Origin of the sequence: Phenylobacterium sp., from assembly GCF_025351295.1 — a bacterium.
Classification (GTDB): Bacteria; Pseudomonadota; Alphaproteobacteria; order Caulobacterales; family Caulobacteraceae; genus Phenylobacterium.
In genome coordinates, this window is record NZ_JANXWD010000167.1 from 19,274 (window position 1) to 42,988 (window position 23,715).

Consider the following 23,715-nt stretch of genomic DNA (forward strand, 5'->3'; position numbering starts at 1 on the left):
GGGCGCGAGGAGGGGCTAGCTTCCGGCGACTGTTGTCGGGGACTCTCCATGAAATCCAAGTCGCGTCTCGCCGCCCTGTTCTGCGCCAGTGCGCTGGCCGTCCTGGTCCCCGCCGCCGTCCAGGCCGCGCCGGACAAGGCGATGGAGAGCCGGTTCGACGCGATGATCGACCCGGCCGAGATGAGCGGCTGGCTGAAGACCATGGCCGCCGAGCCGAACCAGGTCGGAAGCCCGCACGACAAGGCCAACGCCGACATGACCCTGGCCCTGTTCAAGGCCTGGGGCTGGGACGCGAAGATCGAGACCTTCTGGGTGCTGTACCCGACGCCCAGGGACCTGGCGGTGGAACTGACCGCCGGTCCGGGCGCGCCGTTCAAGGCCACCCTGACCGAGGCGCCGATCCCCGGCGACGAGACCTCCAGCCGCATCAAGGACGAACTGCCCGCCTATGTGGCCTTCCAGGGCGACGGCGACGTCACCGCCCCACTGGTCTACGTCAACTACGGGATGCCGGCCGACTATGACCAGCTGGAGCGGCTGGGCGTCTCGGTGAAGGGCAAGATCGCCATCGCCCGCTACGGCGCCGGCTGGCGCGGCCTGAAGCCCAAGCTGGCGCAGGAACACGGCGCGGTCGGCTGCATCATCTATTCCGACCCGCGCGACGACGGCTATTCCACCGACGACGCCTATCCCAAGGGCGCGGCCCGGCCGGCCAACGGCATCCAGCGGGGCTCGGTGGCCGACATGACGCTCTTTCCGGGCGACCCGACCACGCCGGGCTACGGCTCGACCAAGGACGCCAAGCACCTGAGCCGGGAGGACAGCCCGACGATCCTGAAGATCCCGACCCTGCCGCTGTCCTACGGCGACGCGACGGTGCTGCTGCGGTCTCTGGACGGGCCGGTGGCCCCGCCGGCCTGGCGCGGCAGCCTGCCGATCACCTACCACGTCGGCGGGTCCGAGACCGGCGGCAAGGTCCACCTCAAGGTGGTCTCGGACTGGAGCCTGAAGCCGATCTACGACGTGATCTCCACCCTGAAGGGCAAGGGCCTGCCCGATGAGTGGGTGGTGCGCGGCAACCACCGCGACGGCTGGGTATTCGGGGCGTCCGATCCACTCTCCGGCCATGTGGCGATGATGGGCGAGGCCAAGGCCCTGGGCGCGCTCAGCAAGGCCGGCTGGAAGCCCAAGCGGACCATCGTCTACACCAGCTGGGACGCCGAGGAGCCGATGCTGCTGGGCTCCACCGAATGGGCCGAGACCCATGCCGCGGAGCTCAAGGCCAAGACCGTCGCCTACATCAACTCCGACTCCAACTCGCGCGGCTTCCTGGGGGTCGGCGGCAGCCACGCGCTGCAGCACTTCGTGAACCTGGTCGAGGCCGACGTGACCGACCCGCAGACCGGCGTCTCGGTGCGCGACCGCCTGCGCGCCGGCCTGGCGGTGGCGGCCGCCGAGAACCCCGGCAATCCGCGCGCCGTGGCTCAGGGCAAGATCGCCGCCGACCCGGCCAATGACCTGCCGATCGAGGCGCTGGGCTCGGGCTCGGACTATTCCAGCTTCCTGCAGAACCTGGGGGTGGCGACCCTCAATCTGGGCTTCGGCGGCGAGGGTGCGGACGGGGGTGTCTACCATTCGGCCTATGACACCTGGGAGCACCACACCCGCTTCGTGGACCCCGGCCTGGCCTACTCCGGCGCGCTGGCCAAGGTGACCGGACGGATGGTGATGCGGCTGGCCGACGCCGATACGCCCGTGCAGCGCTACGGCGACTTCGCCGACACCGTCGCCGGCTACCTGGACGAGGTGAAGAAGCTGGCCGACGCCAAGCGCGACGAGGCCGTCACCCGCACCCGGCTGCTGGCCAGCGGCGCCTACAGGCTGGCCGACGACCCGACCATCTCGCGCGGCGACCCGGCCCCGCTGCCCGCGTCGCCCCGGCTGGACTTCGGCCCGATGGACAGCGCGGTGGCGAAGCTGAAGGCCAGCGCCACGGCCTTCGACCAGACCCTGGCTGCGCGTGGCCCGGCCATGACCCCGGCTCAGAAAAGGAAGCTGGACGCCGCCCTGCTGCCGCTCGAACAGCGGCTGCTGCGCGACAAGGGCCTGCCGTTCCGCCCCTGGTACAAGAACATGATCTACGCCCCCGGCCGCTTCACCGGCTATGGCGCCAAGACCCTGCCGGGGGTGCGCGAGGCGATCGAGGAGCGCCGGTTCGACGACGCCACCACCTACATCGGCTTGACCGCCGAGGCGCTCAGCGACTACGCCGCCGGCCTGGACACAGCGACGGCGGCGATCAATGGCGGCTAGCGGACGATTCGACGGCGCCACCATCGCCTTCGACCTGGACGGCACCCTGGTCGAGACGGCGCCGGACCTGATCGGCACGCTGAACGTGCTGCTGCAGGCCGAGGGTCTGCCGGCCCTGCCGCTGGCGGAAGCGCGCCAGTTCATCGGCCGGGGCGCGAAGTGGCTGGTCGAGCGCGGCTTCCAGGCGGCGGGCGCTGATCTCGACCCGGCCCGTGTCGAGGAATTGTTCGAACGATTCATCGCCCATTACCTGGCCCACATCGCCGACGAGAGCCGCCCCTTCCCCGGCTGCGAGGCCGCCCTGGAGGTCCTGAGGGCCGAGGGCGCGAAGCTGGTCGTCTGCACCAACAAGCGCACCGATCTCTCCGTCGCGCTGCTGGACGCCCTGGACATGACGCGCCGCTTCGACGCGGTGATCGGGGCCGACGCGGCGCCGGCCATCAAGCCCGACCCGCGCCACCTGCAGGCCGCCGTCGACGCGGTCGGCGGGCGCCTGGACCGCACCGTCATGGTCGGCGACGCGGCCACCGACGCCGGCGCGGCGCGGGCGGCCAAGGCGCACCTGATCCTGGTCAGCTTCGGCTACACCGAGATCCCGGCCGCCGACCTCGACCCGGACATCCTGATCGACCACTTCGACCAACTGCCCGACGCCTGCACGCGGCTGCTGGGCGCTTGCGGCGCAGAACCCGAACGGCTATAGCCCGCGCCTTCCCAGCGCGCCGCTAGGCGAAGTGGGAACCGGTTCGCCGCCCGGGCGGCGCGCCAAATCAAAATTTGAGCGCGGTCAGGCGCAAAAGCGGTTTCCACTTTTGCTCACTGCGCTCCGGCGGATGCGTAGCTCAGCGGGAGAGCACCTCGTTCACACCGAGGGGGTCACAGGTTCAATCCCTGTCGCATCCACCATTCTTTTCAATGGCTTGTCTGCGCCGCTGGAATAAACCACCCAGAAAGCCACCCAGATACGGTCGAGGTGGCCGCTGCTGGCCACGCGCAAAATTAGCTGAACAACTTATTTCTTCTCCTTGAGGAGCGGGCCGGTTGCATAGGGCGCGGCGGGTCGGTCTCGCTTGTGCGATCAAATGGTGCGGAGCGCGCACTACTGGATCGGAGGACACGACAATGGCGGCAGTTGCTGAGGAATTTGACCTCCACGCGGTAGTTGCCCGGCTCCGGCACGCAAAGGCGCGGATCGTCCAGTGCGTAGAGTGGGCAAGGGCTACCGAAGAGGTGTGGTTGGCCTTCAACCAAGCGAAGGACGACCGTCACGCCATCGCGGCCTCGCCCGCGTCCGAAGCGGCGAGGGTGTACGAGAAGGCCGCGCTTGACGCACAGATCGTCATGATCACCCGCCTGCTTGATCCCCCCTCGCGGTACGGCGCGTTAGCAACAAACCGTATGAGCCTCCCCGTCTGCCGCGACCTGCTCGCCTTACCGGGCGTCGCAGACCGGTGCGCGGAAGAGGCGAAGGGCTGGAACGAACTTGGTGATGCTAGCGCCGGTCATGTTTGGGAGCGCCTGGAGCGATTTCGCGGGCGTCTTAACGCCATAGAGGAAGAAGCCGACCCTAACCGGGCGGCCCTGCTGCGTGACTTCCGTGACGAGAATATCGCCCACGAACTGCATTTCGAAGAGAAGCGCGAGCGCCCGCTCTTCCGTCATATCCGCGAGCTGCTGGACGAGGTCATGGCCCTCACAGAGGACTTGGCCTTCGTCGTGGAGGGCGATGTGATCCGATGGCGACGAGACGAGACCACAGCAAGCGCGCGAGCGCTTTGGCGCGCTGTTGCCGAAGCCTATCCCCTGGAGGCCAAGCAAAAGTCGCGGGGCTGAAGTAGGGGTTCAGGCGGGGCTGGGCATGGCCATAGTCGCCGAGAGGAAAGACGGCGCTTGTCCACAGCGAACGCGGTTTCCTGTGAACGCAAGGCGGCGCGCGGCTTCCGAAGCAGCCGAATCACCCCCATCATTCCCTCACGATACCCGGATTGGCCGGGCGTGAGCGCCTGGACGCTAAGACGAGCAAAGACCGGGAAGCGCCGCTGCTCAGCGTCCTCCACCACGGCGGCGAAGCCCATCGCCGGGAAAATCAGAACCGGGTTTGAGGGCTGCGTCCGCGACGCGGGCCTGCCTGCCTGCCGATATCACCCCGCATTGGATGCGCCATACTGCCGCGACTTGGCTTATGGAGGGCGGCGTCGATGCGTGGGAAGCCGCTGGCTACCTCGGCATGAGCCTAGCGACTTTGGAGAAGCATTACGGCCACCACAGGCCGGATCACCAAGCGAGCGCGGCGAGGGCGTTCGAAAATGACACCAATCCAAGCAAGCCGCCTGAGCAACCAACGGGGCTACTTCCGCTATTGGATGCCCTACGCCTACGTGGCGCTGCCCCACCCCACGCTGAAGCACGGCTACCTGCCCGTGAAGCGCCGATAGAAGCCGCTGGGCGTAACGTCGCTGGCCCATGTCAACTATGCGGACTTCCTGCCCCAGGCGGTCACCTTCAAGTCCAACCCGAAGAAGTTTGACGACATTTGGGGTCAGCACGACGCCGCACTTGCATCTCTACAATGACGGTCCGCAGACCCGCACCACGTACTTCGAACGTTTCGGCCGCCTCGTGCTGAAGAACCCGGAATTGCTTGCCGCCCACGAGGCGAAAGACTGGCCGCCCCGAGGTTAGGCACCACCCAGGAACCACCCAGAAACGCGGCACATGGGCGTGAACGGATCGCGAATATCTGGGTGGCGATGGGACCAGTGCCGAGGGGAGGCCGTAGAACTCACCTCGTTCACACCGAGGGGGTCACAGGTTCAATCCCTGTCGCATCCACCATTCTTTGCTGTCGTCTGGGGCGCTGCGACCGCCCTCGCTAGGCCTCGACGCTTTTCGTCCATGTGACGACGGAAGGCGATCAGTGCGCGGCTGCCGGCCCTGGCAGATCGTCAAACACCGGGGCGGGAAACCTCGTCCGGCACATCCTGATATCGCGCCCTGCTGGTCGCGCCGTCCAGCAGGGCCGCGCGATAGATCGCCTCGGCGAAGCGGCGGTCGTCGATGGCCTCTGCCGGCGTCCTGCGGGCGAGGCAGGGTACGGACGCGATCGCCTCGGCGAGGATCTCGGGTTCGAGCATGACGAAGACGCCCGCCGTCATCCAGAAATAGCCAACCTGGTAGATGCGCGTGGCGATCACTGCGCCTGCGGGCAGCGACGCCTCCATGCCTTCGTCCATCAGCCATAGGTCGGCGTCTCGGACAGCATCTTTCGCGATCAGGCCCGCGACCGGGCCCCGGCCCTCGATCTGGAGGATACTGAAGCGGGCGCTGCGCATCGCCTGGAGCACAAGGGCCTCGTCCGAACCCGCCGCAACCTTGGCGGACCGGCTGTAGCGCTCGATCCCGCTCAGGCGGTCCGGGGCTGTCGTGTAGACGGTGAGGTCGAGCGCGTAGACCAGGTCGGCGAAGTCATCGACGACGAAGGTCCGGCCGTGGGCGAGGCCCAGCCTTCGAGCCTGCCGCAGGATCGCATCGCGAGGCAGGCGGTCCGTGGCCGCCGAGGTGTGAGCGCGGCTGATCGCCCGCATCCGGCGATATCGGGAGATCACTTCGTCTCGCGTCGGCGACGCCTCGTGATCTTCAAGCCTGGCGACTAGGTTTGCAGCGGCGTGTCCCATCTGACCCTCTCGAAGGATGGCTGAAGGCTAAAGCTTCAGGCCGATTCGCGAACCTTCAAACCGGCCGGCCGTGCTTTCACGGGGCAGCATATCGGCTGTTCGATCCGCCTCGACGCCGCCATGGCCCAGCGCCTTAGCACCAGCGGCAAGGGTTGGCAGGCGCGCAACAAAGAGGAACTGGCGCGCCTGATCACCGAGCGATTGAGGCAAGGGGAGCCACTCGTCTACAACGAGAAAGTCACAGGTTCTTTGTTTCGCCGCGCGAGTTTCGGACGATTCCAGATGGCGACCGCCTCCATCTGCTGCCGATCTAGGGCAGTCAGCAGACCGTCACTGTTAGCGAGCGACTCGAACTGCGACTTCGCCCGCCCCGGGTTGAGTCCCAAAGTCAGACAAGTTGAGTTGCCATACAACTGGGCGCCTTGGGTTAGCAGAGCGAGGCTAAGCAGGACCCAGTGGTCGCGAAAGCATGATGGCATGCCGGGGCACCGCTCCAAGAATCTCGAACGCTGCGGTTTCCGCTTCAGCACGGGTCGCATACCAATCTGAGCTCGGATTGCGTTTCCGACGTTCTTTGATCAGGTGCGCAGCCCGCTGGTTCCAAGCCTGCTGCCGCAGCTTCGTCATGCGCTCCCAACCTGCGGGCCTGGGAGTGCTCCGCCGCCTGAGATCGACAGCAGGCTCGGGAATATCGGTTCCCCGGTCGGGTGTGATTAGCGAGCGCTCTTTCTCGAGCCACGAACGGCGGAAGCCCGCGTCATCGAACTCAACATTTTCATGACATCCGTGACAGAGCGAGATGAGCCATTCGTCGGCCGCTCCTACTATTACGTCGGGCGCATAGCTCCGATGGTGCACCACCTCAGCCGGGCCGGCACACCGAAAGCAGCGGCGGCTGTCGCGCTGAAGGACCCGTTCTCGCGTTGTCAGCCAGACCTTACGCCTGCGATAGCGGGCATAGTCTGGTGGCGGATACGGGTGCTCTGAAAGCGGTTCCTCCATCCGCGCCTCTCTATGAAATGCACTGAATCCGCCGTCGCGACGCCGGCCCCTACGCCGTCTCCAGTCGCGCCCCCGCCCGCTGCCCCAGGAAGCCCGCCAGGCGTTCGGCGATCAGCGACTCGGCTTCGGCCATGATGCGGTCGATGAGGTCCTTGACGGTCGGGATGTCGTGGATCAGGCCGGCGACCATGCCGCAGCTCCAGCCGCCGGCGTCCATCTGGCCGTCGCGGAAGATCAGCGGATAGACCCCGGCCACCTCGGGGGCGATGTCGGCGAAGGTGATCGCGGCGCCCAGGGTGCGTTCCTTTTCCAGCAGGCGCTCGACGCCGGCGTTGGTCAGCACGCGTTCGGTGTTGCGCAGGGGGCGCATGATCAGCCGGGTGTCCAGTTCGCTGGCCGCGACCAGGGCGTCCTTGACGTGCTGGTGCACCGGCGCGTCCTGGGTGGCGATGAAGCGGGTGCCCATGTTCATGCCCTCGGCGCCCATGGCCAGCGCCGCCACCAGCGAGCGGCCGTCCGCCATACCGCCGGACGCGACGAAGGGGATCGTCAGCTCCTCGCCGGCGCGGGGCAGCAGGATGAAGTTGGGCACGTCGTCCTCGCCCGGGTGCCCCCCGCACTCGAAACCATCGACGCTGACCGCATCGACGCCCACCGTCTCGGCCTTCAGCGAGTGGCGGACCGAGGTGCACTTGTGGATCACCTTGATCCCCGCCGCCTTGAGGGCCGGCATGTACTTCTGCGGATTGTTGCCGGCAGTCTCGACGATCTTGATCCCGCCCTTGATGATCGCATCCATGAAGCCCGGGTAGTCCGGGGGATTGACCGACGGCAGGAAGGTCAGGTTCACGCCGAACGGCTTGTCGGTCATCTCCCGGCAGCGGGCGATCTCCTTGGTGAGGTTCTCGGGCGTGCCCTGGGTCAGGCCGGTGATCAGGCCCAGGCCGCCGGCGTTGGAGACCGCGGCCGCCATCTCGGCGAAGCCCACATAGTGCATCCCGCCCTGGATGATCGGATGCTCGATGCCGAAGAGTTCGGTGATGCGGGTCTTCATGGAGGGTCTCCCGAGAGGTTTGTCAGACTTTTGGACGTGCAGACCGGCGTCAGCAAGCGCCTGGCGGCCGGCTCCGGCAGGGCTCTACTCGGCCGCCAGCCGTTGCGGCGCGGATTGTCGGCCGCGGATCAGCCGACCCGGCAGGGCGCCGGTCGCCTGGCCCTCGCGGTAGATCACCTGGCCGGACTTGATGGTCGCCACATAGCCCTGCGCGTCCTGCATCAGCCGGCGCGCGGCGGTGGGCAGGTCGTAGACCATGTAGGGGACGTTCAGCTTCAGCCGGTCGAAGTCGATCACGTTGAGGTCGGCCAGGTAGCCCGGCGCGACCACGCCCCGGTCGTTCAGGCCCACCGCGTCGGCAGTGTCCTTGGTCTGGCCGCGGATGGTCTCGGCGAGGTCGAAGCGTAGGCCCCGGGTGCGGTCGCGACACCAGTAGCTGAGCATGAAGGTGGGCAGGCTGACGTCGCAGATCGCGCCGACATGAGCGCCGCCGTCGGAGAGGCCCGACAGGGTGTTGGGGTTGGCCAGCATGGCGCGGACGTTCTCCAGGCTGCCCTCGACGTAGTTGTGCATCGGGAAGAACAGGAAGGCGCGGCCCTCATCGGCCAGCATGGCGTCGTAGAGCAGCTCGTCGGGATTGATCCCCAGGGCCTTGCCCCGCGCGCCCAGGCTGGTGGCGGGATCGGGCTCGTAGTCGATCTCGCCCTCGATCGCGTACATCTTGTGGTGGGCGCCGGCGAGCGAGTTGATGAACGGGTGGCCCTTCTCGGGCTTCTCGCCGATGAGGCGGGCGCGGAAGGCCTGGTCGCGCATGGCGGCGACCTTCTCAGCCAGCGGCAGGTCGGCGATCTCGCGGTAGGCGGGCCGGCTGATGAATGGGTGGGCCGAGCCCTGCAGGCCCAGCATCAGCCCCACCGGCCGTCCGGCCACCTGGGCCTTGATCGGGAAGCCCTCGGCGGCGGCCTCGTCCAGGCGCCGCGTCAGTTCGCGCCATTGGTCGGGGACCACGTCGGCCTGGACCATCGAGAAGCTGAGCGGCTGACCGGCGATGCGGGTGAGGTCGCGGATCAGCTGGAATTCGCCCTCCATGTCGGAGAAGTCGCTGACCCATTGCAGCACCCCGGACCCAGCGTCGGCCAGGCCACCGGCGATCGCCTCCATCTCGGCCCGCGCCGCGCCCAGGGTGGGGGTGAGGTCGCCGTCGGCGGTGCGGTGGACCATGGTCCGCGTGGTGGAGAAGCCGAGCGCGCCGGCCCGGATGGCGTCGCGGGTCAGCTCGCGCATGCGGGCGTTCTCGTCCGCGGTAGCCGGGTCGCGGTTGGCGCCGCGCTCGCCCATCACATAGACCCGCAGCGCGCCGTGCGGGACCTGCACCGCGACGTCGATGTCGTGCGGCAACTCGTCCACCGCGTCCATGTATTCGGCAAAGCTCTCCCAGTTCCAGGAGAGGCCGGCGTGCAGCGCCGCGCCGGGGATATCCTCGACCCCCTCCATCAGCCGGATCAGGGTGTCGCGGTCCTGCGGCCGGACCGGGGCGAAGCCGACCCCGCAGTTGCCGGCGACCACCGTAGTGGCCCCCAGCGTCGAGGACGGGGTCATCCGCGAGTCCCAGGTGATCTGGCCATCGTAGTGGGTGTGGATGTCGACCCAACCGGGGGTGACGATCAGGCCGGTGGCGTCGATCTCCTCGCGGCCGCGTTCGGCGACCGTCCCCACGGCCACGATCCGGTCGCCGGTGATGGCGACGTCAGCCTGGACCGGCGCGCCGCCCCGGCCGTCGAACACCAGGCCGCCCCTGATGACCAGATCGGCTTGCGACATGTGCTGTCCTCTCGTTTGGCCCGACGGCAGCGCGGGTCACCTGGATCCAGAGATCAACGACGTCGGGGACGTCAAGCCCCGCGCCGCCTATCGCGCCGCGCGGGCTTCCCCTATCTGGCGAAGGAAACAGGGGGGACCGCGCGATGATCCTGATCGGCCAGTATGACAGCCCGTTCGTGCGCCGGGTGGCGGTGGCGCTCAGACTCTACGGGATGGCCTATGAGCATCGGCCCTGGTCGGTGTTCGGCGACGCCGACCGGCTGGCGGCGTTCAATCCCCTGCGCCGGGTGCCGACCCTAGTCGCCGACGACGGCGAGGTCCTGGTGGAGAGCGGCGCGATCCTCGACTGGCTGGATGAGCTGGCCGGACCGGAACGGGCGCTGATCGCCGCTTCGGGTCCTGAGCGCCGGGCCGCGCTGAATGTCTGCGGCCTGGCTTCGGGCCTGGCCGACAAGGCCATCAGCCTGGTCTATGAGCGCGTGATCCACGACCGCGCCACCCCAGCCTGGGTCGACCGCTGCCGGGCCCAGATCGCCGCGGTGCTGGACGTGCTGGAGGCCGACCGCGCGGGCCGCGGCGCCTGGTGGTTCGGCGAGCGGATCGGCCATGCGGATATCGCCGTGGCCTGCGTCCTGCGGTTCGTCGGCGAGGCTCACCCGGACGTGTTCGACGCTGTCCGCTGGCCCGCGCTGGCCGCCCACGCCGCCGACTTCGAGGCGCTCCCCGACGTCCAGGCGGTGGTCCAGCCGTTCTTCGTCAGCCCCCCAGACACCTGACCGCTCTTCACGGTTCGGCTTGCGACGCGTCGGGCCGCGACGATCCGCCAACGTCGCCTGGCGGCTTGAGACATTGCATTAATAGAAACGTATTTATTGTATGTATTTCAATTATTTATTGTAATATCATAATGTTATTAAACTGTCCGATCTCGCCGCCGATCCGGGCGACAGTCCGCCTCGAATCCTACCGCGCGTTAACCACGTCCGTTACCGGCAATCCAGGGGGCCGCATGGCAGGATGTCGCACCTTTGGCGGAGACGGCGACCGGTTCGGTCCTGATGCGACTGTCGAGCATCCTTGCGAGAGCCCGCGCCGCGGGGCTCCGGGCCCTGGCCGACGGCCGGGGTCGCGCCGCCGTGCTCGCCGCCGCCCTGGCCGTGCTGAGCGTGCAGCCGGCCGCCGCTGACGTCCTGCCCGCCGAGGCCGGGGCGACCACCATCATCCATGTTGCCGTGGGCAAGTCGGCCCCCCTGGTGCTGGCCAGCGGCGTCACCAAGGTGGTGGTGGCCCAGCCCGAGACGGCCCGGGTGGCGGCGGCCGGGCCGCACAGCCTCTACGTGATGGGCCAGACGGTCGGCGCCACCAACCTGCTGATCTACGGCCCCGGCGCGGCGCTGCTGCAGGTAGTCAATGTGGAGGTCGGCTACGACGGGGCGCAGCTGGAGATCGACCTGCGCGCCGCCCTGCCCGACGAGCCGATCACCGTGGAGACGCTCAACACCGGCCTGCTGCTGCGCGGCGCCGTCTCGACCTCGGAGGCCGCGGCAACAGCGCAGGACCTGGCAGAGCGCGCCGCGCCGGGCGCCGTGCTGTCCCTGCTGGACGTGCAACCCAGCCAGGTGATGCTGGACGTGCGGCTGGTCGAGGCCAGCGAGGACGATCTGCGCGACATCGGCGTCGACCTAAGCGCCACGGGTCGCCACCTCGCGCTGGCGTCGGGGACCGGACTGTTGGGCGCCGAGGTGCCGCAGTCGACCGCGCAGATCAGCGGCCATGCCATCGGCCTCGACCTGGCCGCGAGCCTGCGGGCGCTGGAGAGACGCGGGGCGACGCAGGTGCTGGCCCGCCCAGAGCTGCTGGCGCTGTCGGGCGAGACGGCCAGCTTCCTGGCGGGCGGGGAGTTCCCCTATCCCGTGCCGTCCGACGACGGCCAGCTGACCATCCAGTTCCGGCCCTACGGGACGATGATCGCGTTCCAGCCGACGGTGCAGGCCAACGGCCTGATCCGGCTGCGGCTGACCTCGGAGGTCAGCGCCCTGGACCCGCGCAACAGCCTGCAGCTGCAGAATTTCAACGTCCCGGCGCTCAGCACGCGACGCGCGGCGACCACCGTCGACCTGCGCGACGGCGAGACCTTCCTGCTGGCCGGCCTGTTCCAGGACTCCCACGAGATCGCCGCCGAGCGGACGCCGTGGGCCGCGGAGCTGCCGGGGGTGGGCCGGCTGTTCGGCGCCCGGCGGGGACGCGGCCAGCGACTGGAACTGGCCGTGATCGTGACCGTGCGGCTGGTCAACGGGCCGAACCTGGACGGGGCCGCTCCGGACGAGGGGGCGATGCTGACGCCGGCGGTGGCGCCGCCCCGGTCGAAGAGCGTGTCGCCCAAGCTCGGCCCGAGGTCGCCGCTGGTCCGGGCGGTCGTGACCCGGGTCGCCGCCGTGGCGCACGGGGCCCTGGAGGCGTCACGACGGGGCTGGGAGGTCGTCGAGGGCTGGACCCGGCAGCTCGCCGGCGCCGCGCGTCCCCGAGGGCCGCCGCCGACCGAGGCCGCCTGACGCCGACCGCAATCCTTCCGGCCGGCGTTTTCCTGGGTCGTCCCCCAGCTTTTGTCGACTTGAGGCCGACACGCCTGGGAGCCTAAGCTTGCGGCAAGCGAGACAGGGAGACGCCCGATGTACGACCTCCACTACTGGCCCACGCCGAACGGCAAGAAGGTGACGATCCTGCTGGAGGAGTTGGGCGTGCCCTACACCATCGTCCCCGCCAACATCGGCCGCGGCGACCAGTTCGCGGAGACCTTCCTCAAGATCAGCCCCAACAACCGCAAGCCGGCCCTGGTCGACCATGCGCCGAAGGGCGGCGGCGACTCGATCGGCGTCTTCGAGAGCGGCGCGATCATGCTGTACGTCGCCGAGAAGGAAGGGCGCTTCTGGCCCCAGGACGACGTCCGCGCCAAGTACGAGGTCACCCAATGGGTGATGTGGCAGATGGCCAACCAGGGCCCCAAGACCGGCGAGCGCGGCCACTTCAGCCGCGTGCCCGAGAGCGAGGGCGACCAGTCCTATGCCAACCGCCGCTTCGCCGACGAGGTCCACCGCATGTACGGGGTGCTGAACAACCGCCTCTACGACCGTCCCTATGTGGCCGGCGGCGCGTACACGATCGCCGACATGATCTGCTACCCGTGGACCGCCAGTTGGAAGCTGCAGGGCATCGACCTCGACGAGTTCAAATATTTCAAGCGCTGGTTCGAGGAACTCTCGGCGCGCCCGCCGGTGGTGAAGGGCATGGCCGTCACAGCCGGCCCGGTGGAGGACCCGGCCACCCTCAGCCCCGAGGAACAGGCCCGCCGCCGCAAGCTGCTCTACAACCAGCGCGCCCGGCCCGCGCCGGCCAGCTGAGCGAACCCCCCGCTCGAGCGCGGCTAACCGTAGGGCCGCTGGGTGGTGACCGGCGCCGTGGGGTCGGGCGCGGACGGCGGACGGTAGGACGGCTGCGACGACGGCGCTGGCGCGGCGGCCGGCAGGGTCAGCACCGGGGCGTTGATCGCCTCCTCCGTGGCCGCCGCCGCATCGGACGGCAGGCTGAGGCGGCGCGTGGGCGGCGGCGCGGCGGGCGAGACAGAGCGAACCGCGGCGGGCTTCACCGCAACCGGCGGCGCCGCTGACGCCCGCGCCGGGCCCTGAGCCTTGGCCGCCGCCACGCCGGGCGATGCGGGGATCGCAGGCGGAGCGACAGCCACCACCGGAGCCACCACCGCCATCGGAGCCACTGCCGTCGGCGCGAGCGCGGCGTTCGGCGCGGCCGGCCCGCCGCGGCTGACAAGCAGGTAGGCGAGGCCGGCCAGACCCCCGAGCCCCACCACCGTCGCCGCGACGGCGGGCAGCCGGGACCGCCGGCGAACCTTCGGCCGCGACGACGGGCGTGGCGAGACGACCAGCTCGGCCAGCTCCACGTATGGCGGCGCGGCTGGCGGGTGGGGCGTCACCTCGACGGGCGCCGGCGCAGGGTCTGGGCGCGGCTCGGGCGTGACCTCGGGCGCGGACCCGGCCGCCGAGCGCGGAATCGCGCCGCCGGCGAGGCTTCCCCCCATCGTGGGCCCCATCGGTCGCACGACCAGCGGGGTGATCGTGCGTTGCGCCGGCTCGGGGGGCGCGGGCTGAGGCTCGGCCGGCCGGCTCAGATCGACCTTGGGCAACGGCCCGACGCGGAACGGCGCCTGGGGCATCTTCGGCCAGACGCTGTTGCGGGCGAAAGGGTTGTCGTCCGGTTCGGAAGCCATCGGGCGACCCTCGCGAGGGAGTTGGACAGCACTATGACAGAAGTGCGCACGCTCTGCTGGGTGTCGCCTTGCCACGCTGCGTTATCGCAACACTGCCCGCATCCTGGAATGGCTCGGGCTCCTTCCGCCAGCCGGCGTTCGTTTTCTCGATGTCGGCAGCGGACCAGGCTTCCTGCTCGCCCGGGCGACGGCGGCCGGCTTCCAGGCGGAGGGCATCGAACCAGAGGCGAATGTGCTGCGCGCCGTGCGGCAGGGCGGCGCACGGGTGCGCCACGGCTTTTTCCCTGACGGCTTGAGGTAGACGAACGGTTCGACGTCATCGTCTTCAACGACGTCCTGGAGCACATCCCGGCCATGGCTGACGCCCTCGCGGCCGCCTTCGAGCGGCTCGCGCCGGGCGGGACCCCATGCCTCAGCTGTCCCGATAAGCGAGGTTTCTACTTTCGTACGGCGGCGGCGCTGGATCGCCTGGGCTTCGCCGGGCCGTACCACCGGCTCTGGCAGCGTGGCCTTCCGTCGCCACATGTCTGGTACTTCACGCCGGCCCTCCTCGACCGCGTGACGGCGCAGGCCGGACTTGCCCCCATAGGCAGACTGCGCCTCGCGACGATCGAACTGGCGGGGTTGTGGAGCCGCATTCGAACCGTACGCAACATGTCGCTGGCGATGTCGGTCGCCAGCTTCGCCTTTTCCGTCGCGGTCTACCCGTTGCTGCGTCTGCTCCCCAGCGACGCCACCGCCTGCTTCTACCGTCGGCCCGAGTGATCTAACCGTTCAACGGCGGGTGATAGTTGTCGATCAGGTCGCGCCGTTCGGCCTCGCGCACCGCGCGGGTGACGTTGAGCCGGGTCAACACGGTCGCGGCGGCGTATTTGCGCCGCGCCTTCTCCAGGTCGGCCCGCCAGCTCTGGCTGGCCAGGTTGTCGGTCTCCCCGGCGAACACGACGTTCAGGGCCTCGTCGGTCAGCTCGGCGATGACGTAGTTGGCTCCAGCCGGCGGCAGGAAGCGGTTCTCGTCCATCGGGGTGTAGCGATAACGGGCGCCGGAAGCCCCGGCGAGATCGATCGTGCGGGTCACTCTCAGCTCCACTCCTACGTAGGTCCATGCGTCCTACAGGACTTCGCCGATGCTTACCCGGCGTAGTTGGACCAAATCTTGGCCGAGCTTGGCTTTGGCCCCAACCGGACCCATCGTATTTGGGGGCGGAACAACCTTTGCCATGTGGGCGTTAGGCCCCCGGGTCGGTGTCCTCGAGGCGCCGTGGCACGAGGGAGGACGAACCCCGCACGCGAAGGCTGGACAGCCGCGCCGCGCGCCGGGACAAGGTCCGTATGGAGAAACCCGCCAAGTTCCAGATGGAGGCCGAAACGGATCGCCCCAAGGCGATGCTGAGCGGCGACTGGACCACCAACCTGCTCGGCGCGGTCGCCAAAGACCTCCGCCTGACGTTGCGCGGCCGGAGCGACGTGACCTTCGACCTCACCCAGGTCCGGCGGATGGACACCGCCGGCGCCTTCGCCCTGATCCGGGCGGTCGGCCAGGACTTCGACCTGGAGCGCGTGGTCGCGCGGCCGGAATCGAAACGACTGCTCGAGCTTGTGGACAATGCGGTGCGCGTCCAGCCGGTGCTCCGCCCCCAGCCCCAGGGTTTCCACCAGCTGACCATCCGCATCGGCAAGGGGGTGATCGACCTGGGGCTCGAGTTCCTGTCGACCATGGGCTTCCTCGGGCACCTGCTGGTGGTTTCGGTCCAGGCCCTGGTCAATCTGGTCGTCGCGCCACGCAAGATCCGCTGGGCGCCCATCTTCCTGCAGATGGAGCAGGCCGGCCTCGACGCCATCCCGATCGTGGCGCTGACGACCTTCTTCATCGGGGCCGTGGTCGCGCTGCTGGGCGTCAACATGCTGCGGCAGTTCGGGGCCGAGGTGTTCGCCGTGGAACTGATCGGCGTGGCGGTGCTGCGGGAGTTCAATATCGTCATCACCGCGGTGCTGTTGTCCGGCCGCTCCGCCTCCGCCTTCGCCGCCGAGCTTGGGTCGATGAAGATGACCCAGGAGATCGACGCCATGCAGGTGATGGGCGTCGATGCGTTCGAGGCCCTGGTGCTGCCGCGCTTCATCGCCCTGCTGCTGACCATCCCGCTGCTGACCTTCGTGGCCACCCTGGCGGGCCTGCTGGGCGGCCTGGCGGTGACCTGGTCGGTGCTGGGGCTGGGTCCGACCTTCTTCCTGCAGCGGATCGTCGACAACGTGGGCGTCACCCACTTCCTGATCGCGCTCTCCAAGGCGCCGGTGATGGCCGCCGTGGTCGCCGGCATCGGCTGCCGTCAGGGCCTGCTGGTGGGCGGCGACGTCGAAAGCCTCGGCCGGCGCGTCACCACCGCGGTGGTCCACTCCGTCTTCTCGGTGATCATGATCGATGCCGCCTTCGCCCTCGTCTACATGCAGCTCAACATATGACCGACGTCCGTGACGAGAAGACGCTCTCCGACGAGGAGCTGCTGGATCAGACGGGCCCCGCCATCGAGGTGCGCGGCCTCTGCTCGGCCTTCGGCGAGCACGTGGTGCACGAGGACCTCGACCTCACGGTCAAGCGTGGCGAGGTGATGGGCGTCGTCGGCGGGTCCGGGACCGGCAAGTCCGTGCTGCTCAACACCATCATCGGCCTGCGTAACCCCGACAAGGGCACGGTCAAGGTATTCGGCCAGGAGCTGCAGCGGGCCTCGCGGCGCAGCTGGGGGGCGCTGGAACGCTCGTGGGGCGTGCTGTTCCAGGGCGGGGCGCTGTTTTCCAACCTCACCGTGCGCGAGAACGTCGCCGCGCCGATGTTCGAACACACCGGCCTGTCGCGCAAGGACGCCCTGGAGCTCTCCGACCTGAAGATCGCCATGGTGGGGCTGCGGGCCGAGGCGGGGTCGCTGAAGCCGGCGGAGCTGTCGGGCGGCATGCGCAAGCGCGCCGGCCTGGCCCGCGCCCTGGCCCTGGACCCGGAGCTGCTGTTCCTCGACGAGCCCACCTCCGGCCTGGACCCGATCGGGGCGGCCGGCTTCGATGAGTTGATCGACGACCTTGCCAAGAGCCTGGACCTGACCGTGTTCATGATCACCCACGACCTCGATTCCCTCTACCAGATCACCGACCGCGTCGCCGTCCTGGCCGACCGCAAGGTGGTGGCGACCGCGCCGGTGCGCGAACTCGAACATTCGGATCACCCCTGGATCCGGGAATATTTCATGGGACCGCGAGGCCGCGCCGCGCGCGCGGCGCGGACCGGAACGGACGACTGATGGAAAAGAACGCCAACTACGCCCTGGTGGGGCTTTCCACCCTGATCCTGACGGTCGCCCTGGTGGTGTTCGTCGTCTGGCTGGCGCGCCTGCGGATCAACGCCGAATACGACCTCTACGACATCGTCTTCGCCGGGCCCGTGCGCGGCCTGAACGAGGGCGGCGAGGTCCACTTCAACGGCATCAAGGTGGGCGAGGTCACCAAGATCGCCCTGGACAAGACCAACCAGGCCAATGTCATCGCGCGAGTGAAGGTGACCCAGGACGTGCCGATCCGCACCGACAGCTTCGCCACCCTGGAGCCCCAGGGCATCACCGGCCTGAACTATGTGCAGATCAGTGCCGGCACCGGCACCAAGCCGCTGCTGAAGGAGGCCGACCAGGCCCGCTGCGACCGGATGGGCCTGGGCCGGCAGTGCATTCCCATCCTGCACAGCCAGCGGAGCGCGATCTCCGACCTGCTGGAGGGCGGCGGCACCGTGCTGACCAGCACCATCGAGGCGCTGCACCGGGTGAACGAGGTGCTGTCCGACCAGAACATCAAGACCTTCTCGGCGGCGCTTTCCGACGCCCAGGCGGTGACCGCGGAGTTGCGCGAACGCAAGGCGATCATCGCCGACGCCCAGACCGCCATCCAGCACGCCGACGCGGCGATCGTCGAGGTCACCGCCCTGTCGCACTCCAGCCGCGAACTGGTCGAGGGCGACGGCAAGCGGGCGGTGAAGAACCTCGCCGACGCCTCGGAAGAGGTCAAAGCCGCCGCCGCGGACGCCCGCGGCATGGTCGGGCGACTGCAGGGCCCCACCGCAGACTTCGCAACCAACGGCCTGCCGCAGGTGACGGCCGCCGTGGTCCAGTTGCAGACCGCCGCCGAGTCGCTGGACCGGCTGGTCAACGAGATCGAAGCCAGTCCCACCGGCACGCTGGGCAAGGCCAAGGCCAAAGAGGTGAAGGTGCCCCAATGACGCGCTCCCCTGCCCCGCTCCTTCGCCCGGTCGCCATCGCCGCCACGGCCCTCGCGCTGACGGCCTGCGTCTCGCTGCTGCCAAAGACCAAGCCCGCCGACCTCTACCGCTTCGGCATGCCGGCTGGCGCCGAGGCGGTCACCGCCGCGCCCGGCCAGGTGGGTGTCTTCCGCACCAATGCGGTTTTCCAGCGGGAGTCGGCCGGCGACCGCATCCTGACCTTCACCGAGGGCAAGGCGGCCTATGTCGCAGACACCCGCTGGGTCGCCCCGGCGGCCGTGCTGTGGGACGAGGCGGTGCTGGCGGCATTCGACGCCGATCCGGGCCCCGCGCGGATAATCTCCCGCGGCGAGCCGGGCTCGGCCGCCTACATCCTGCGCCTGGACGTGCGCAACTTCGAGGCACGCTACGACCACGGCCCCAAGGCCGCGCCCACGGTCGTCGTCCGCGTGCGCGCCGCCATGACCCGCGGGACCGACCGCAACGCCGTCGTCGAGAAGATTTTCGAGAAACAGGTCACCGCCGTCGACAACCGGGTCAGCGCCATCGTGCCCGCCTATGACCAGGCCGTGGCAGGCGTGCTGAAGGACGTGGTGGCCTGGACCAACGAACAGGCGAAGCCGGCCTAAATTTCGAGCCCCGCCTGACGCTTCGCCGCCAGCACCGTGTTGTGCAGCAGCACGGCCACGGTCATCGGGCCGACGCCGCCCGGCGCGGGGGTGACCCAGCCGGCTACCTCGAGGGCTTCCTTGTAGTTCACGTCGCCGACGATCTTGGTCTTGCCGGCCGCGGCCTGCTCAGGATGGTCGAAGGGCACGCGGTTGATGCCGACGTCGATCACGCAGGCGCCGGGCTTGATCCAGTCGCCGCGGATCATCCGCGGACGGCCGACGGCGGCCACCAGGATGTCAGCCTCGCGACAAACCGCCGGCAGGTCAACGGTGCGCGAATGGGCCATGGTCACCGTGCAGTCGGCGGCCAGCAGCAGCTGGGCGATCGGCTTGCCCACCAGCAGCGAGCGGCCCACCACCACGGCGCGCTTGCCGGTCAGGTCGCCCAGGGTTGCCTTCAGCAGGATCAGGCAGCCGGTGGGCGTGCAGGCCACCAGCGCCGGCAGTCCCGCCACCAGCCGCCCGGCGTTGGCCACGCTCAGGCCGTCGACATCCTTGTCGGGGCTGATGGCGGCGATCACCGCGTTCTCGTCGAGGTGCTTGGGCAGCGGCAGCTGCACCAGGATGCCGTGGATCAACGGATCGGCGTCGAGGTCGGCCACCAGCCGGATCATCTCGTCCTGCCGGGTGTCGGCCGGCAGACGGTGGGTGACGGAATGCATGCCGGCGGCCAGGGCCTGCTCGCCCTTGGACTTCACATAGCCCAGGGAAGCCGGGTCCTCGCCCACGAGCACCACGGCCAGGCCGGGCTGCAGGCCATGCTCTGCGCGCAGCAGGGCCACCTCGGCGCCCACCTCGGCGCGCAGCCGCTCCGCATGGATTCGGCCGTCGATGATTTGCGCGCTCATGGCCGCGCTGCTAGCGCCTCAGCCGCGCGCGCGCAATCGCAGCCATGCGGCCACCGCCCAGGCGTGCGCCTCGCGGTCCAGCCGGACGACCGCTTCATCAGGCGCCAGCCAGACCAGGGTATGGTCGTGCTCGATCTTCAGACTGGCATCCTCGTCGGTGACCCGACCGACGAAGAAGGCCCCGCGGGTGTTCCGCACGACGCCGTCGTTGTGCAGGAAGTAGTGGTCGGCTCGCACGAATGGCGCGACGTCCAGCGCCACCACCAGCCCGGCTTCTTCGCCGCATTCCCGGATCGCCGCCTCGGCCTCCGTCTCACCCGGATCGATGCCGCCGCCCGGCAGGTCGAGCACCAGGCCGCGACCCTGGCGCTCCACCTGGACCAGGGCCAGCAGGCCGTCACGCTCGATCACCGCGAAGGCGGCCGGACGGTCCGGATAGGTCCGCCCCGCCTGCGCCTCGCCGAACTGGGGCGTGGTCATCAGTCGATCCCGTAGAGCGCCGGATAGGGATCGACCTTGCCAGCCAGCACGTCCTGCACCGCCACCGGCTTCCAGCCGATGGTGCGCGTGGCGCTGGCCCGCCAGGCCTCGACGATCAGGTCGCGCAGCTCCGAGGCCCCGACCGCGATGCGCTCGACGGCGAAGGCCGTGCCGCGGGGATCGCCCGGCGCCATGCCGCCGGCCTTCTCCATCTCATAGAACGCGATCACCTGCCGGCCGGTCGCCGCCAGATAGGTCGAGACCCGCTGCTCGATGGCGCAGTTGCAGATCCTGAGCGGCGCGACCTTGGCCGCCACGGCCGCCGGCTTCACGGTCGCCTGGACAAGGTCGCCTTCGAATGGGCCGTGCAACTTGGCCTTGGAATAGCCCTTGGGGTTGGGCCCGTCGCCCCAGCCGTTGAAATGGGTGGTCACGTGCAGCGGCTGGCTGCCGTCGCCGACGAAGTGGCTGAGCTCGCCCGCGTCCTTCAGGATCAGCGCCTCGCGGCGGATGCGGTCCTGGGTGAACCAGGCCTTGTGGACCGCCCACCGCGGGTTCGCCTCGGCGGCCTTCAGCACGCGCCAATAGGCGAAGTCGGTGCTGAGCTGCTGCCAGCGGTCGACGATCGAATAGGGCAGGTACCCGGCCTTCCATGTGTCCAGGCCCGCGGCGCGCAGCTGGGTCTCGTAGTCGGCGCGGGTGGCGGCCAGCGGCAGCATCGGCGGCCCGCCCAGCACCTTGCCGTCGTCGTCCAGGTCGATGAAGTGGCCCGGATCGCGGTCGGCGTCGTGCAGCTTGCCCGAGCCCTTCACACGGTCGGGTTCGCGCGACAGCTCGCCGATGTCCAGCACCGCCCGGGGCGTGCGCAGGAAGGTCGGGACCTCGGCCGGCAGGGCGCGGATCGCCACCTGGCCCACTATCCGGTGGCCGGTGGCGCCCCAGGCAAACACTGAGGACGGTAAGGCGGCGGCCAGGGCGCACAGCGCCAGCGCGAGGGGGCGTCTCATGCCCTTCGTTTGCGCCACTCCTCCGCCCGATGGCAAGCCGGTCAGGCGATGCCGAGCGCCGCCTCCACGCGGCCCACCCAGGCCTGCACCTGCGGATAGAGATCGAGGCGGAAGCCGCCCTCGTGGCAGACGCGCGTGTAGGCGACCAGCGCCACATCTGCCAGGCTGACCCGGTCGCCGACCAGGAACGGCGAGGCCGCCAGCCCTTGCTCCATCCGCTGCAGCGCCGCGCCGCCGCGCTCGACCAGCCGCGGCTCAAGCTCGGCGACCGGCTTGCCCAGGTAGCGCACCTGGAAGCGGGCGACGGCGATGCAGGGCTCGTGGCTGTACTGCTCCCAGAACATCCATTCCAGCATACGCGCCCGCTCGTAGGGGTCGGCCGGAATCAGGTCCGAGCCTTCCGACAAGTGCAGGATGATGGCGTTGGACTGCGACAGCGGGCGGCCGTCGTCGAGGATCACCGTGGGGACCTGGCCCGCCGGATTCAGCGCCAGATATTCTGGCGTACGGGACTGTCCCTGCATGATGTCGGTCTCGATCCACGCGTAGGCGAGGCCCAGGAGATCGGCTGTCCATTTCACCTTCAGGCAGTTGCCGGACTTGCTATCCCCATAGATTTTCATGGCCACGCCCTCACACTGGAAGCTTGGCTTTGGGGCGAAAATTCTTTGAGATCAAGTGACGGCGTCTAACGGGCGCTGTTAGCGCCGCTCACAGCCCAGATTGCCGCGCTCATCCGGGGTTGCCCCAGGGCAGCTCAGCCGTTAGGACTCCGGCGACCAGTAGAAACGACGAAGGAGGACGCCGTCCATGCGACGCCGCCTCGCCGCCCTGGCAGTGCTCTCCGCTCTGGCCGCCGCCTCTAACGCGCAAGCCGCGACGACCGATCCCGTTGGCGACCTGATTTCGTCGGTGATCTCGGGCGCGCTTCCCGGCACGGGTGTCTTCAATGTGAAGGCCACGCTGTATCACGCTGGGGCCAAGGGCGTGGGCGCCCTGGACAGCCTGGGCTGCAAGGTCGTGCCGATGCGCACGATCGCCGTCGACAAGTCGATCATTCCGCGCCGCACGGTGATCTTCATCAAGGAGACCGTGGGCCTGAAGATGCCCAACGGCGCCACCCACGACGGCTACTGGTACGCCACCGACATCGGCAGCGGCATCAAGGGCCAGCGCATCGACCTCTACACGGGTCACGGCGCCGCCTCCATGAAGCCCATGCAGGCGCTGAACCTCGGCAAGCTCACCGCCGTGAAGGTGGGCAAGTTCGAGGGTTGCCCGCCGAACTAGGCGGCAGTTCGCCTGTCCCTCTTTTCGTCATCCCGCGGCTTGTCCGCGGGACCCATCGCTCGGCGGCGCTGCCGTGGGTGCGGGCCGCGCAGCGCGGCCCGCCACTGGGCGTGACGGTGGCTAAACCATGGATCCCCGGCACAGGGCCGGGGATGACGAGCTTGTTGGGTTGGAGGTTCGCCCCCGCTCAGGTCTCGACGAACGCCCGTTCGAGCACGAAGTCGCCCGGGGCCGCGAGCGAGCCTTCGACGTAGCCCAGGTCGAGCAGCTGCTGCTTCAGGTCGACCAGCACCGAGGGGCCGCCGCACAGCATGATGCGGTCCTCCGCCGGGTTGAACGGCGGCAGGCCCAGGTCGCGGAACATCTGGCCGGAGGCGATCAGATCGGTGATCCGACCCTTGGTGCGGAAGTCCTCGCGGGTGACGGTCGGATAGTATTTCAGCTTGTCGCCGATCATCTCGCCCAGGATCTCGTCGGCGGCCAGGTCGTGCTCGAATAGCGCGGCGTAGTTCAGGTCGCCGACCTCGCGCACGGTGTGGGTGACCACCACCGTCTCGAACCGGTCGTAGACCTCCGGGTCGCGCGCCAGGCTGAGCCAGGGGGCCAGGCCCGTGCCGGTGCCCAGCATGTAGAGCCGCTTGCCGGGCTTCAGGCCGTCCAGCACCAGGGTGCCGGTGGGCTTGCGGCCGATCAGCACCTCGTCGCCGACCTTGAGGTGCTGCAGGCGCGAGGTCAGCGGACCGTCGGGCACCTTGATCGAATAGAACTCCAGCTCCTCGTGCCACGAGGGCGAGGCGATGGAATAGGCGCGGACCAGGGGCTTGCCGTCCTCCTTCGCCAGACCGACCATCACGAACTGGCCGCTGGAGAAGCGGAGCGCCGGGTCCCGGGTGGTGCGGAACGAGAACAGGGTGTCGGTCCAGTGATGGACCCAGGTCACCGTCTCGACGAAGAAGGCGCCGGACGCCTTCAGGGACACTGGCGCCTTCAGGGCCGGCTGGACCACGCTCACGTCATTCATCCT

22 protein-coding genes, 1 tRNA gene and 1 pseudogene are annotated in these 23,715 nt (G+C 69.0%); 14 read left to right on the forward strand and 10 right to left on the reverse strand.

The window, feature by feature from the left end; translation table 11 throughout:
- Positions 1 to 48: 48 nt before the first annotated feature.
- The 5 genes from Q0R13_RS22400 to Q0R13_RS22420 all read left to right on the forward strand — a co-directional run bounded on the left by Q0R13_RS22400 (position 49) and on the right by Q0R13_RS22420 (position 4,748).
- Positions 49 to 2,313, forward strand: a complete 2,265-nt coding sequence (locus Q0R13_RS22400) for a transferrin receptor-like dimerization domain-containing protein (RefSeq protein WP_293908216.1) — start codon at positions 49 to 51, stop codon at positions 2,311 to 2,313.
- Positions 2,303 to 3,016 carry a phosphoglycolate phosphatase gene (gph, locus tag Q0R13_RS22405; protein ID WP_293908218.1) on the forward strand — a complete coding sequence of 238 codons (714 nt, stop codon included), beginning with the start codon at positions 2,303 to 2,305 and terminating at the stop codon, positions 3,014 to 3,016. Before Q0R13_RS22400 ends, gph begins: the two co-directional genes overlap by 11 nt.
- A gap of 128 nt (positions 3,017 to 3,144) precedes the next feature.
- Positions 3,145 to 3,219, forward strand: a tRNA-Val gene (locus Q0R13_RS22410).
- Positions 3,220 to 3,435: 216 nt separating this feature from the next.
- A complete protein-coding gene (locus Q0R13_RS22415) occupies positions 3,436 to 4,146 on the forward strand; it encodes a hypothetical protein (protein ID WP_293908220.1) in 711 nt (236 codons plus the stop codon).
- A gap of 473 nt (positions 4,147 to 4,619) precedes the next feature.
- Positions 4,620 to 4,748 (forward strand): hypothetical protein, encoded by a 129-nt coding sequence (locus Q0R13_RS22420; RefSeq protein WP_293908222.1) that lies wholly within the window; start codon positions 4,620 to 4,622, stop codon positions 4,746 to 4,748.
- Between the two features lie 510 nt (positions 4,749 to 5,258).
- On the opposite strand, the gene Q0R13_RS22425 is transcribed toward Q0R13_RS22420, so the two are convergent.
- From Q0R13_RS22425 to Q0R13_RS22435, 3 genes are all read right to left on the reverse strand, one after another.
- Positions 5,259 to 5,987: a hypothetical protein gene (locus tag Q0R13_RS22425; RefSeq protein WP_293908224.1), complete on the reverse strand. Its 729-nt coding sequence runs from the start codon at positions 5,985 to 5,987 to the stop codon at positions 5,259 to 5,261.
- Between the two features lie 1,051 nt (positions 5,988 to 7,038).
- The gene (locus tag Q0R13_RS22430; RefSeq protein ID WP_293908226.1) at positions 7,039 to 8,043 is read right to left on the reverse strand and encodes a nitronate monooxygenase family protein; all 1,005 of its coding nucleotides are present in this window, start codon (positions 8,041 to 8,043) and stop codon (positions 7,039 to 7,041) included.
- An 84-nt stretch (positions 8,044 to 8,127) separates the two neighbouring features.
- Positions 8,128 to 9,864, reverse strand: coding sequence for an amidohydrolase family protein (locus Q0R13_RS22435; RefSeq protein WP_293908228.1), 1,737 nt, complete (start codon positions 9,862 to 9,864; stop codon positions 8,128 to 8,130).
- Between the two features lie 143 nt (positions 9,865 to 10,007).
- On the opposite strand from Q0R13_RS22435, the gene Q0R13_RS22440 reads away from it, so the two are divergent.
- From Q0R13_RS22440 to Q0R13_RS22450, 3 genes are all read left to right on the forward strand, one after another.
- Positions 10,008 to 10,640, forward strand: a complete 633-nt coding sequence (locus Q0R13_RS22440; RefSeq protein ID WP_293908230.1) for a glutathione S-transferase family protein — start codon at positions 10,008 to 10,010, stop codon at positions 10,638 to 10,640.
- Between the two features lie 252 nt (positions 10,641 to 10,892).
- Complete coding sequence (locus tag Q0R13_RS22445) at positions 10,893 to 12,416, forward strand: pilus assembly protein N-terminal domain-containing protein (protein ID WP_293908232.1); 1,524 nt, start codon at positions 10,893 to 10,895, stop codon at positions 12,414 to 12,416.
- Positions 12,417 to 12,533: 117 nt separating this feature from the next.
- On the forward strand, positions 12,534 to 13,262 hold the full coding sequence (locus Q0R13_RS22450; RefSeq protein ID WP_293908234.1) for a glutathione S-transferase N-terminal domain-containing protein: 729 nt from the start codon (positions 12,534 to 12,536) through the stop codon (positions 13,260 to 13,262).
- Positions 13,263 to 13,285: 23 nt separating this feature from the next.
- Here the strand turns inward: Q0R13_RS22450 and Q0R13_RS22455 are convergent, their stop codons facing one another.
- Positions 13,286 to 14,143 carry a hypothetical protein gene (locus tag Q0R13_RS22455; RefSeq protein ID WP_293908236.1) on the reverse strand — a complete coding sequence of 286 codons (858 nt, stop codon included), beginning with the start codon at positions 14,141 to 14,143 and terminating at the stop codon, positions 13,286 to 13,288.
- Between the two features lie 312 nt (positions 14,144 to 14,455).
- Between Q0R13_RS22455 and Q0R13_RS22460 the strand changes: the two are divergent.
- Positions 14,456 to 14,908, forward strand: a pseudogene (locus Q0R13_RS22460) (methyltransferase domain-containing protein); the annotation flags it as partial.
- A 1-nt stretch (position 14,909) separates the two neighbouring features.
- Here Q0R13_RS22460 and Q0R13_RS22465 read toward each other — a convergent pair.
- Complete coding sequence (locus tag Q0R13_RS22465; protein ID WP_293908238.1) at positions 14,910 to 15,221, reverse strand: hypothetical protein; 312 nt, start codon at positions 15,219 to 15,221, stop codon at positions 14,910 to 14,912.
- A 254-nt stretch (positions 15,222 to 15,475) separates the two neighbouring features.
- Between Q0R13_RS22465 and Q0R13_RS22470 the strand changes: the two genes are divergently transcribed.
- Genes Q0R13_RS22470 through Q0R13_RS22485 form a run of 4 tightly spaced genes read left to right on the forward strand, consistent with a single transcriptional unit; the run spans position 15,476 to position 19,024 of the window.
- A complete protein-coding gene (locus Q0R13_RS22470; RefSeq protein ID WP_293908240.1) occupies positions 15,476 to 16,603 on the forward strand; it encodes an ABC transporter permease in 1,128 nt (375 codons plus the stop codon).
- Entirely contained in the window at positions 16,600 to 17,430 is an 831-nt protein-coding gene (locus Q0R13_RS22475) for an ABC transporter ATP-binding protein (protein ID WP_293908242.1), read from the forward strand. Before Q0R13_RS22470 ends, Q0R13_RS22475 begins: the two co-directional genes overlap by 4 nt.
- Positions 17,430 to 18,395, forward strand: coding sequence for an MlaD family protein (locus tag Q0R13_RS22480; RefSeq protein WP_293908244.1), 966 nt, complete (start codon positions 17,430 to 17,432; stop codon positions 18,393 to 18,395). Before Q0R13_RS22475 ends, Q0R13_RS22480 begins: the two co-directional genes overlap by 1 nt.
- Positions 18,392 to 19,024, forward strand: coding sequence for an ABC-type transport auxiliary lipoprotein family protein (locus Q0R13_RS22485; protein ID WP_293908246.1), 633 nt, complete (start codon positions 18,392 to 18,394; stop codon positions 19,022 to 19,024). Before Q0R13_RS22480 ends, Q0R13_RS22485 begins: the two co-directional genes overlap by 4 nt.
- On the opposite strand, the gene folD is transcribed toward Q0R13_RS22485, so the two are convergent.
- The 4 genes from folD to Q0R13_RS22505 are packed head-to-tail and all read right to left on the reverse strand — an operon-like array spanning position 19,021 to position 22,024.
- Positions 19,021 to 19,914 (reverse strand): bifunctional methylenetetrahydrofolate dehydrogenase/methenyltetrahydrofolate cyclohydrolase FolD, encoded by an 894-nt coding sequence (gene folD, locus Q0R13_RS22490; protein WP_293908248.1) that lies wholly within the window; start codon positions 19,912 to 19,914, stop codon positions 19,021 to 19,023. The genes Q0R13_RS22485 and folD overlap by 4 nt on opposite strands.
- An 18-nt stretch (positions 19,915 to 19,932) precedes the next feature.
- Entirely contained in the window at positions 19,933 to 20,394 is a 462-nt protein-coding gene (locus tag Q0R13_RS22495; RefSeq protein ID WP_293908250.1) for an NUDIX domain-containing protein, read from the reverse strand.
- Complete coding sequence (locus Q0R13_RS22500; RefSeq protein WP_293908252.1) at positions 20,394 to 21,401, reverse strand: S1/P1 Nuclease; 1,008 nt, start codon at positions 21,399 to 21,401, stop codon at positions 20,394 to 20,396. Before Q0R13_RS22500 ends, Q0R13_RS22495 begins: the two co-directional genes overlap by 1 nt.
- A 41-nt stretch (positions 21,402 to 21,442) precedes the next feature.
- Positions 21,443 to 22,024: a glutathione S-transferase family protein gene (locus Q0R13_RS22505; protein ID WP_293908254.1), complete on the reverse strand. Its 582-nt coding sequence runs from the start codon at positions 22,022 to 22,024 to the stop codon at positions 21,443 to 21,445.
- Positions 22,025 to 22,211: 187 nt separating this feature from the next.
- On the opposite strand from Q0R13_RS22505, the gene Q0R13_RS22510 reads away from it, so the two are divergent.
- Positions 22,212 to 22,691: a 3D domain-containing protein gene (locus Q0R13_RS22510; protein WP_293908256.1), complete on the forward strand. Its 480-nt coding sequence runs from the start codon at positions 22,212 to 22,214 to the stop codon at positions 22,689 to 22,691.
- Positions 22,692 to 22,878: 187 nt separating this feature from the next.
- Here Q0R13_RS22510 and Q0R13_RS22515 read toward each other — a convergent pair whose 3' ends face one another.
- The gene (locus Q0R13_RS22515; RefSeq protein ID WP_293908258.1) at positions 22,879 to 23,712 is read right to left on the reverse strand and encodes a ferredoxin--NADP reductase; all 834 of its coding nucleotides are present in this window, start codon (positions 23,710 to 23,712) and stop codon (positions 22,879 to 22,881) included.
- Positions 23,713 to 23,715: the final 3 nt, after the last annotated feature.

Excerpts from the sequence above, each read along its gene's own strand:
- Q0R13_RS22485 (WP_293908246.1), top strand. The coding sequence starts at position 18,392 with ATGACGCGCTCCCCTGCCCCGCTCCTTCGCCCGGTCGCCATCGCCGCC.
- Q0R13_RS22495 (WP_293908250.1), bottom strand. The coding sequence starts at position 20,394 with ATGACCACGCCCCAGTTCGGCGAGGCGCAGGCGGGGCGGACCTATCCG.
- Q0R13_RS22500 (WP_293908252.1), bottom strand. The coding sequence starts at position 21,401 with ATGAGACGCCCCCTCGCGCTGGCGCTGTGCGCCCTGGCCGCCGCCTTA.
- Q0R13_RS22510 (WP_293908256.1), top strand. The coding sequence starts at position 22,212 with ATGCGACGCCGCCTCGCCGCCCTGGCAGTGCTCTCCGCTCTGGCCGCC.
- Q0R13_RS22470 (WP_293908240.1), top strand. The coding sequence starts at position 15,476 with ATGGAGAAACCCGCCAAGTTCCAGATGGAGGCCGAAACGGATCGCCCC.
- Q0R13_RS22415 (WP_293908220.1), top strand. The coding sequence starts at position 3,436 with ATGGCGGCAGTTGCTGAGGAATTTGACCTCCACGCGGTAGTTGCCCGG.
- Q0R13_RS22420 (WP_293908222.1), top strand. The coding sequence starts at position 4,620 with ATGACACCAATCCAAGCAAGCCGCCTGAGCAACCAACGGGGCTACTTC.
- Q0R13_RS22435 (WP_293908228.1), bottom strand. The coding sequence starts at position 9,864 with ATGTCGCAAGCCGATCTGGTCATCAGGGGCGGCCTGGTGTTCGACGGC.
- folD (WP_293908248.1), bottom strand. The coding sequence starts at position 19,914 with ATGAGCGCGCAAATCATCGACGGCCGAATCCATGCGGAGCGGCTGCGC.
- Q0R13_RS22425 (WP_293908224.1), bottom strand. The coding sequence starts at position 5,987 with ATGGGACACGCCGCTGCAAACCTAGTCGCCAGGCTTGAAGATCACGAG.
- Q0R13_RS22400 (WP_293908216.1), top strand. The coding sequence starts at position 49 with ATGAAATCCAAGTCGCGTCTCGCCGCCCTGTTCTGCGCCAGTGCGCTG.
- gph (WP_293908218.1), top strand. The coding sequence starts at position 2,303 with ATGGCGGCTAGCGGACGATTCGACGGCGCCACCATCGCCTTCGACCTG.
- Q0R13_RS22475 (WP_293908242.1), top strand. The coding sequence starts at position 16,600 with ATGACCGACGTCCGTGACGAGAAGACGCTCTCCGACGAGGAGCTGCTG.
- Q0R13_RS22440 (WP_293908230.1), top strand. The coding sequence starts at position 10,008 with ATGATCCTGATCGGCCAGTATGACAGCCCGTTCGTGCGCCGGGTGGCG.
- Q0R13_RS22505 (WP_293908254.1), bottom strand. The coding sequence starts at position 22,024 with ATGAAAATCTATGGGGATAGCAAGTCCGGCAACTGCCTGAAGGTGAAA.
- Q0R13_RS22450 (WP_293908234.1), top strand. The coding sequence starts at position 12,534 with ATGTACGACCTCCACTACTGGCCCACGCCGAACGGCAAGAAGGTGACG.
- Q0R13_RS22515 (WP_293908258.1), bottom strand. The coding sequence starts at position 23,712 with ATGAATGACGTGAGCGTGGTCCAGCCGGCCCTGAAGGCGCCAGTGTCC.
- Q0R13_RS22430 (WP_293908226.1), bottom strand. The coding sequence starts at position 8,043 with ATGAAGACCCGCATCACCGAACTCTTCGGCATCGAGCATCCGATCATC.
- Q0R13_RS22455 (WP_293908236.1), bottom strand. The coding sequence starts at position 14,143 with ATGGCTTCCGAACCGGACGACAACCCTTTCGCCCGCAACAGCGTCTGG.
- Q0R13_RS22480 (WP_293908244.1), top strand. The coding sequence starts at position 17,430 with ATGGAAAAGAACGCCAACTACGCCCTGGTGGGGCTTTCCACCCTGATC.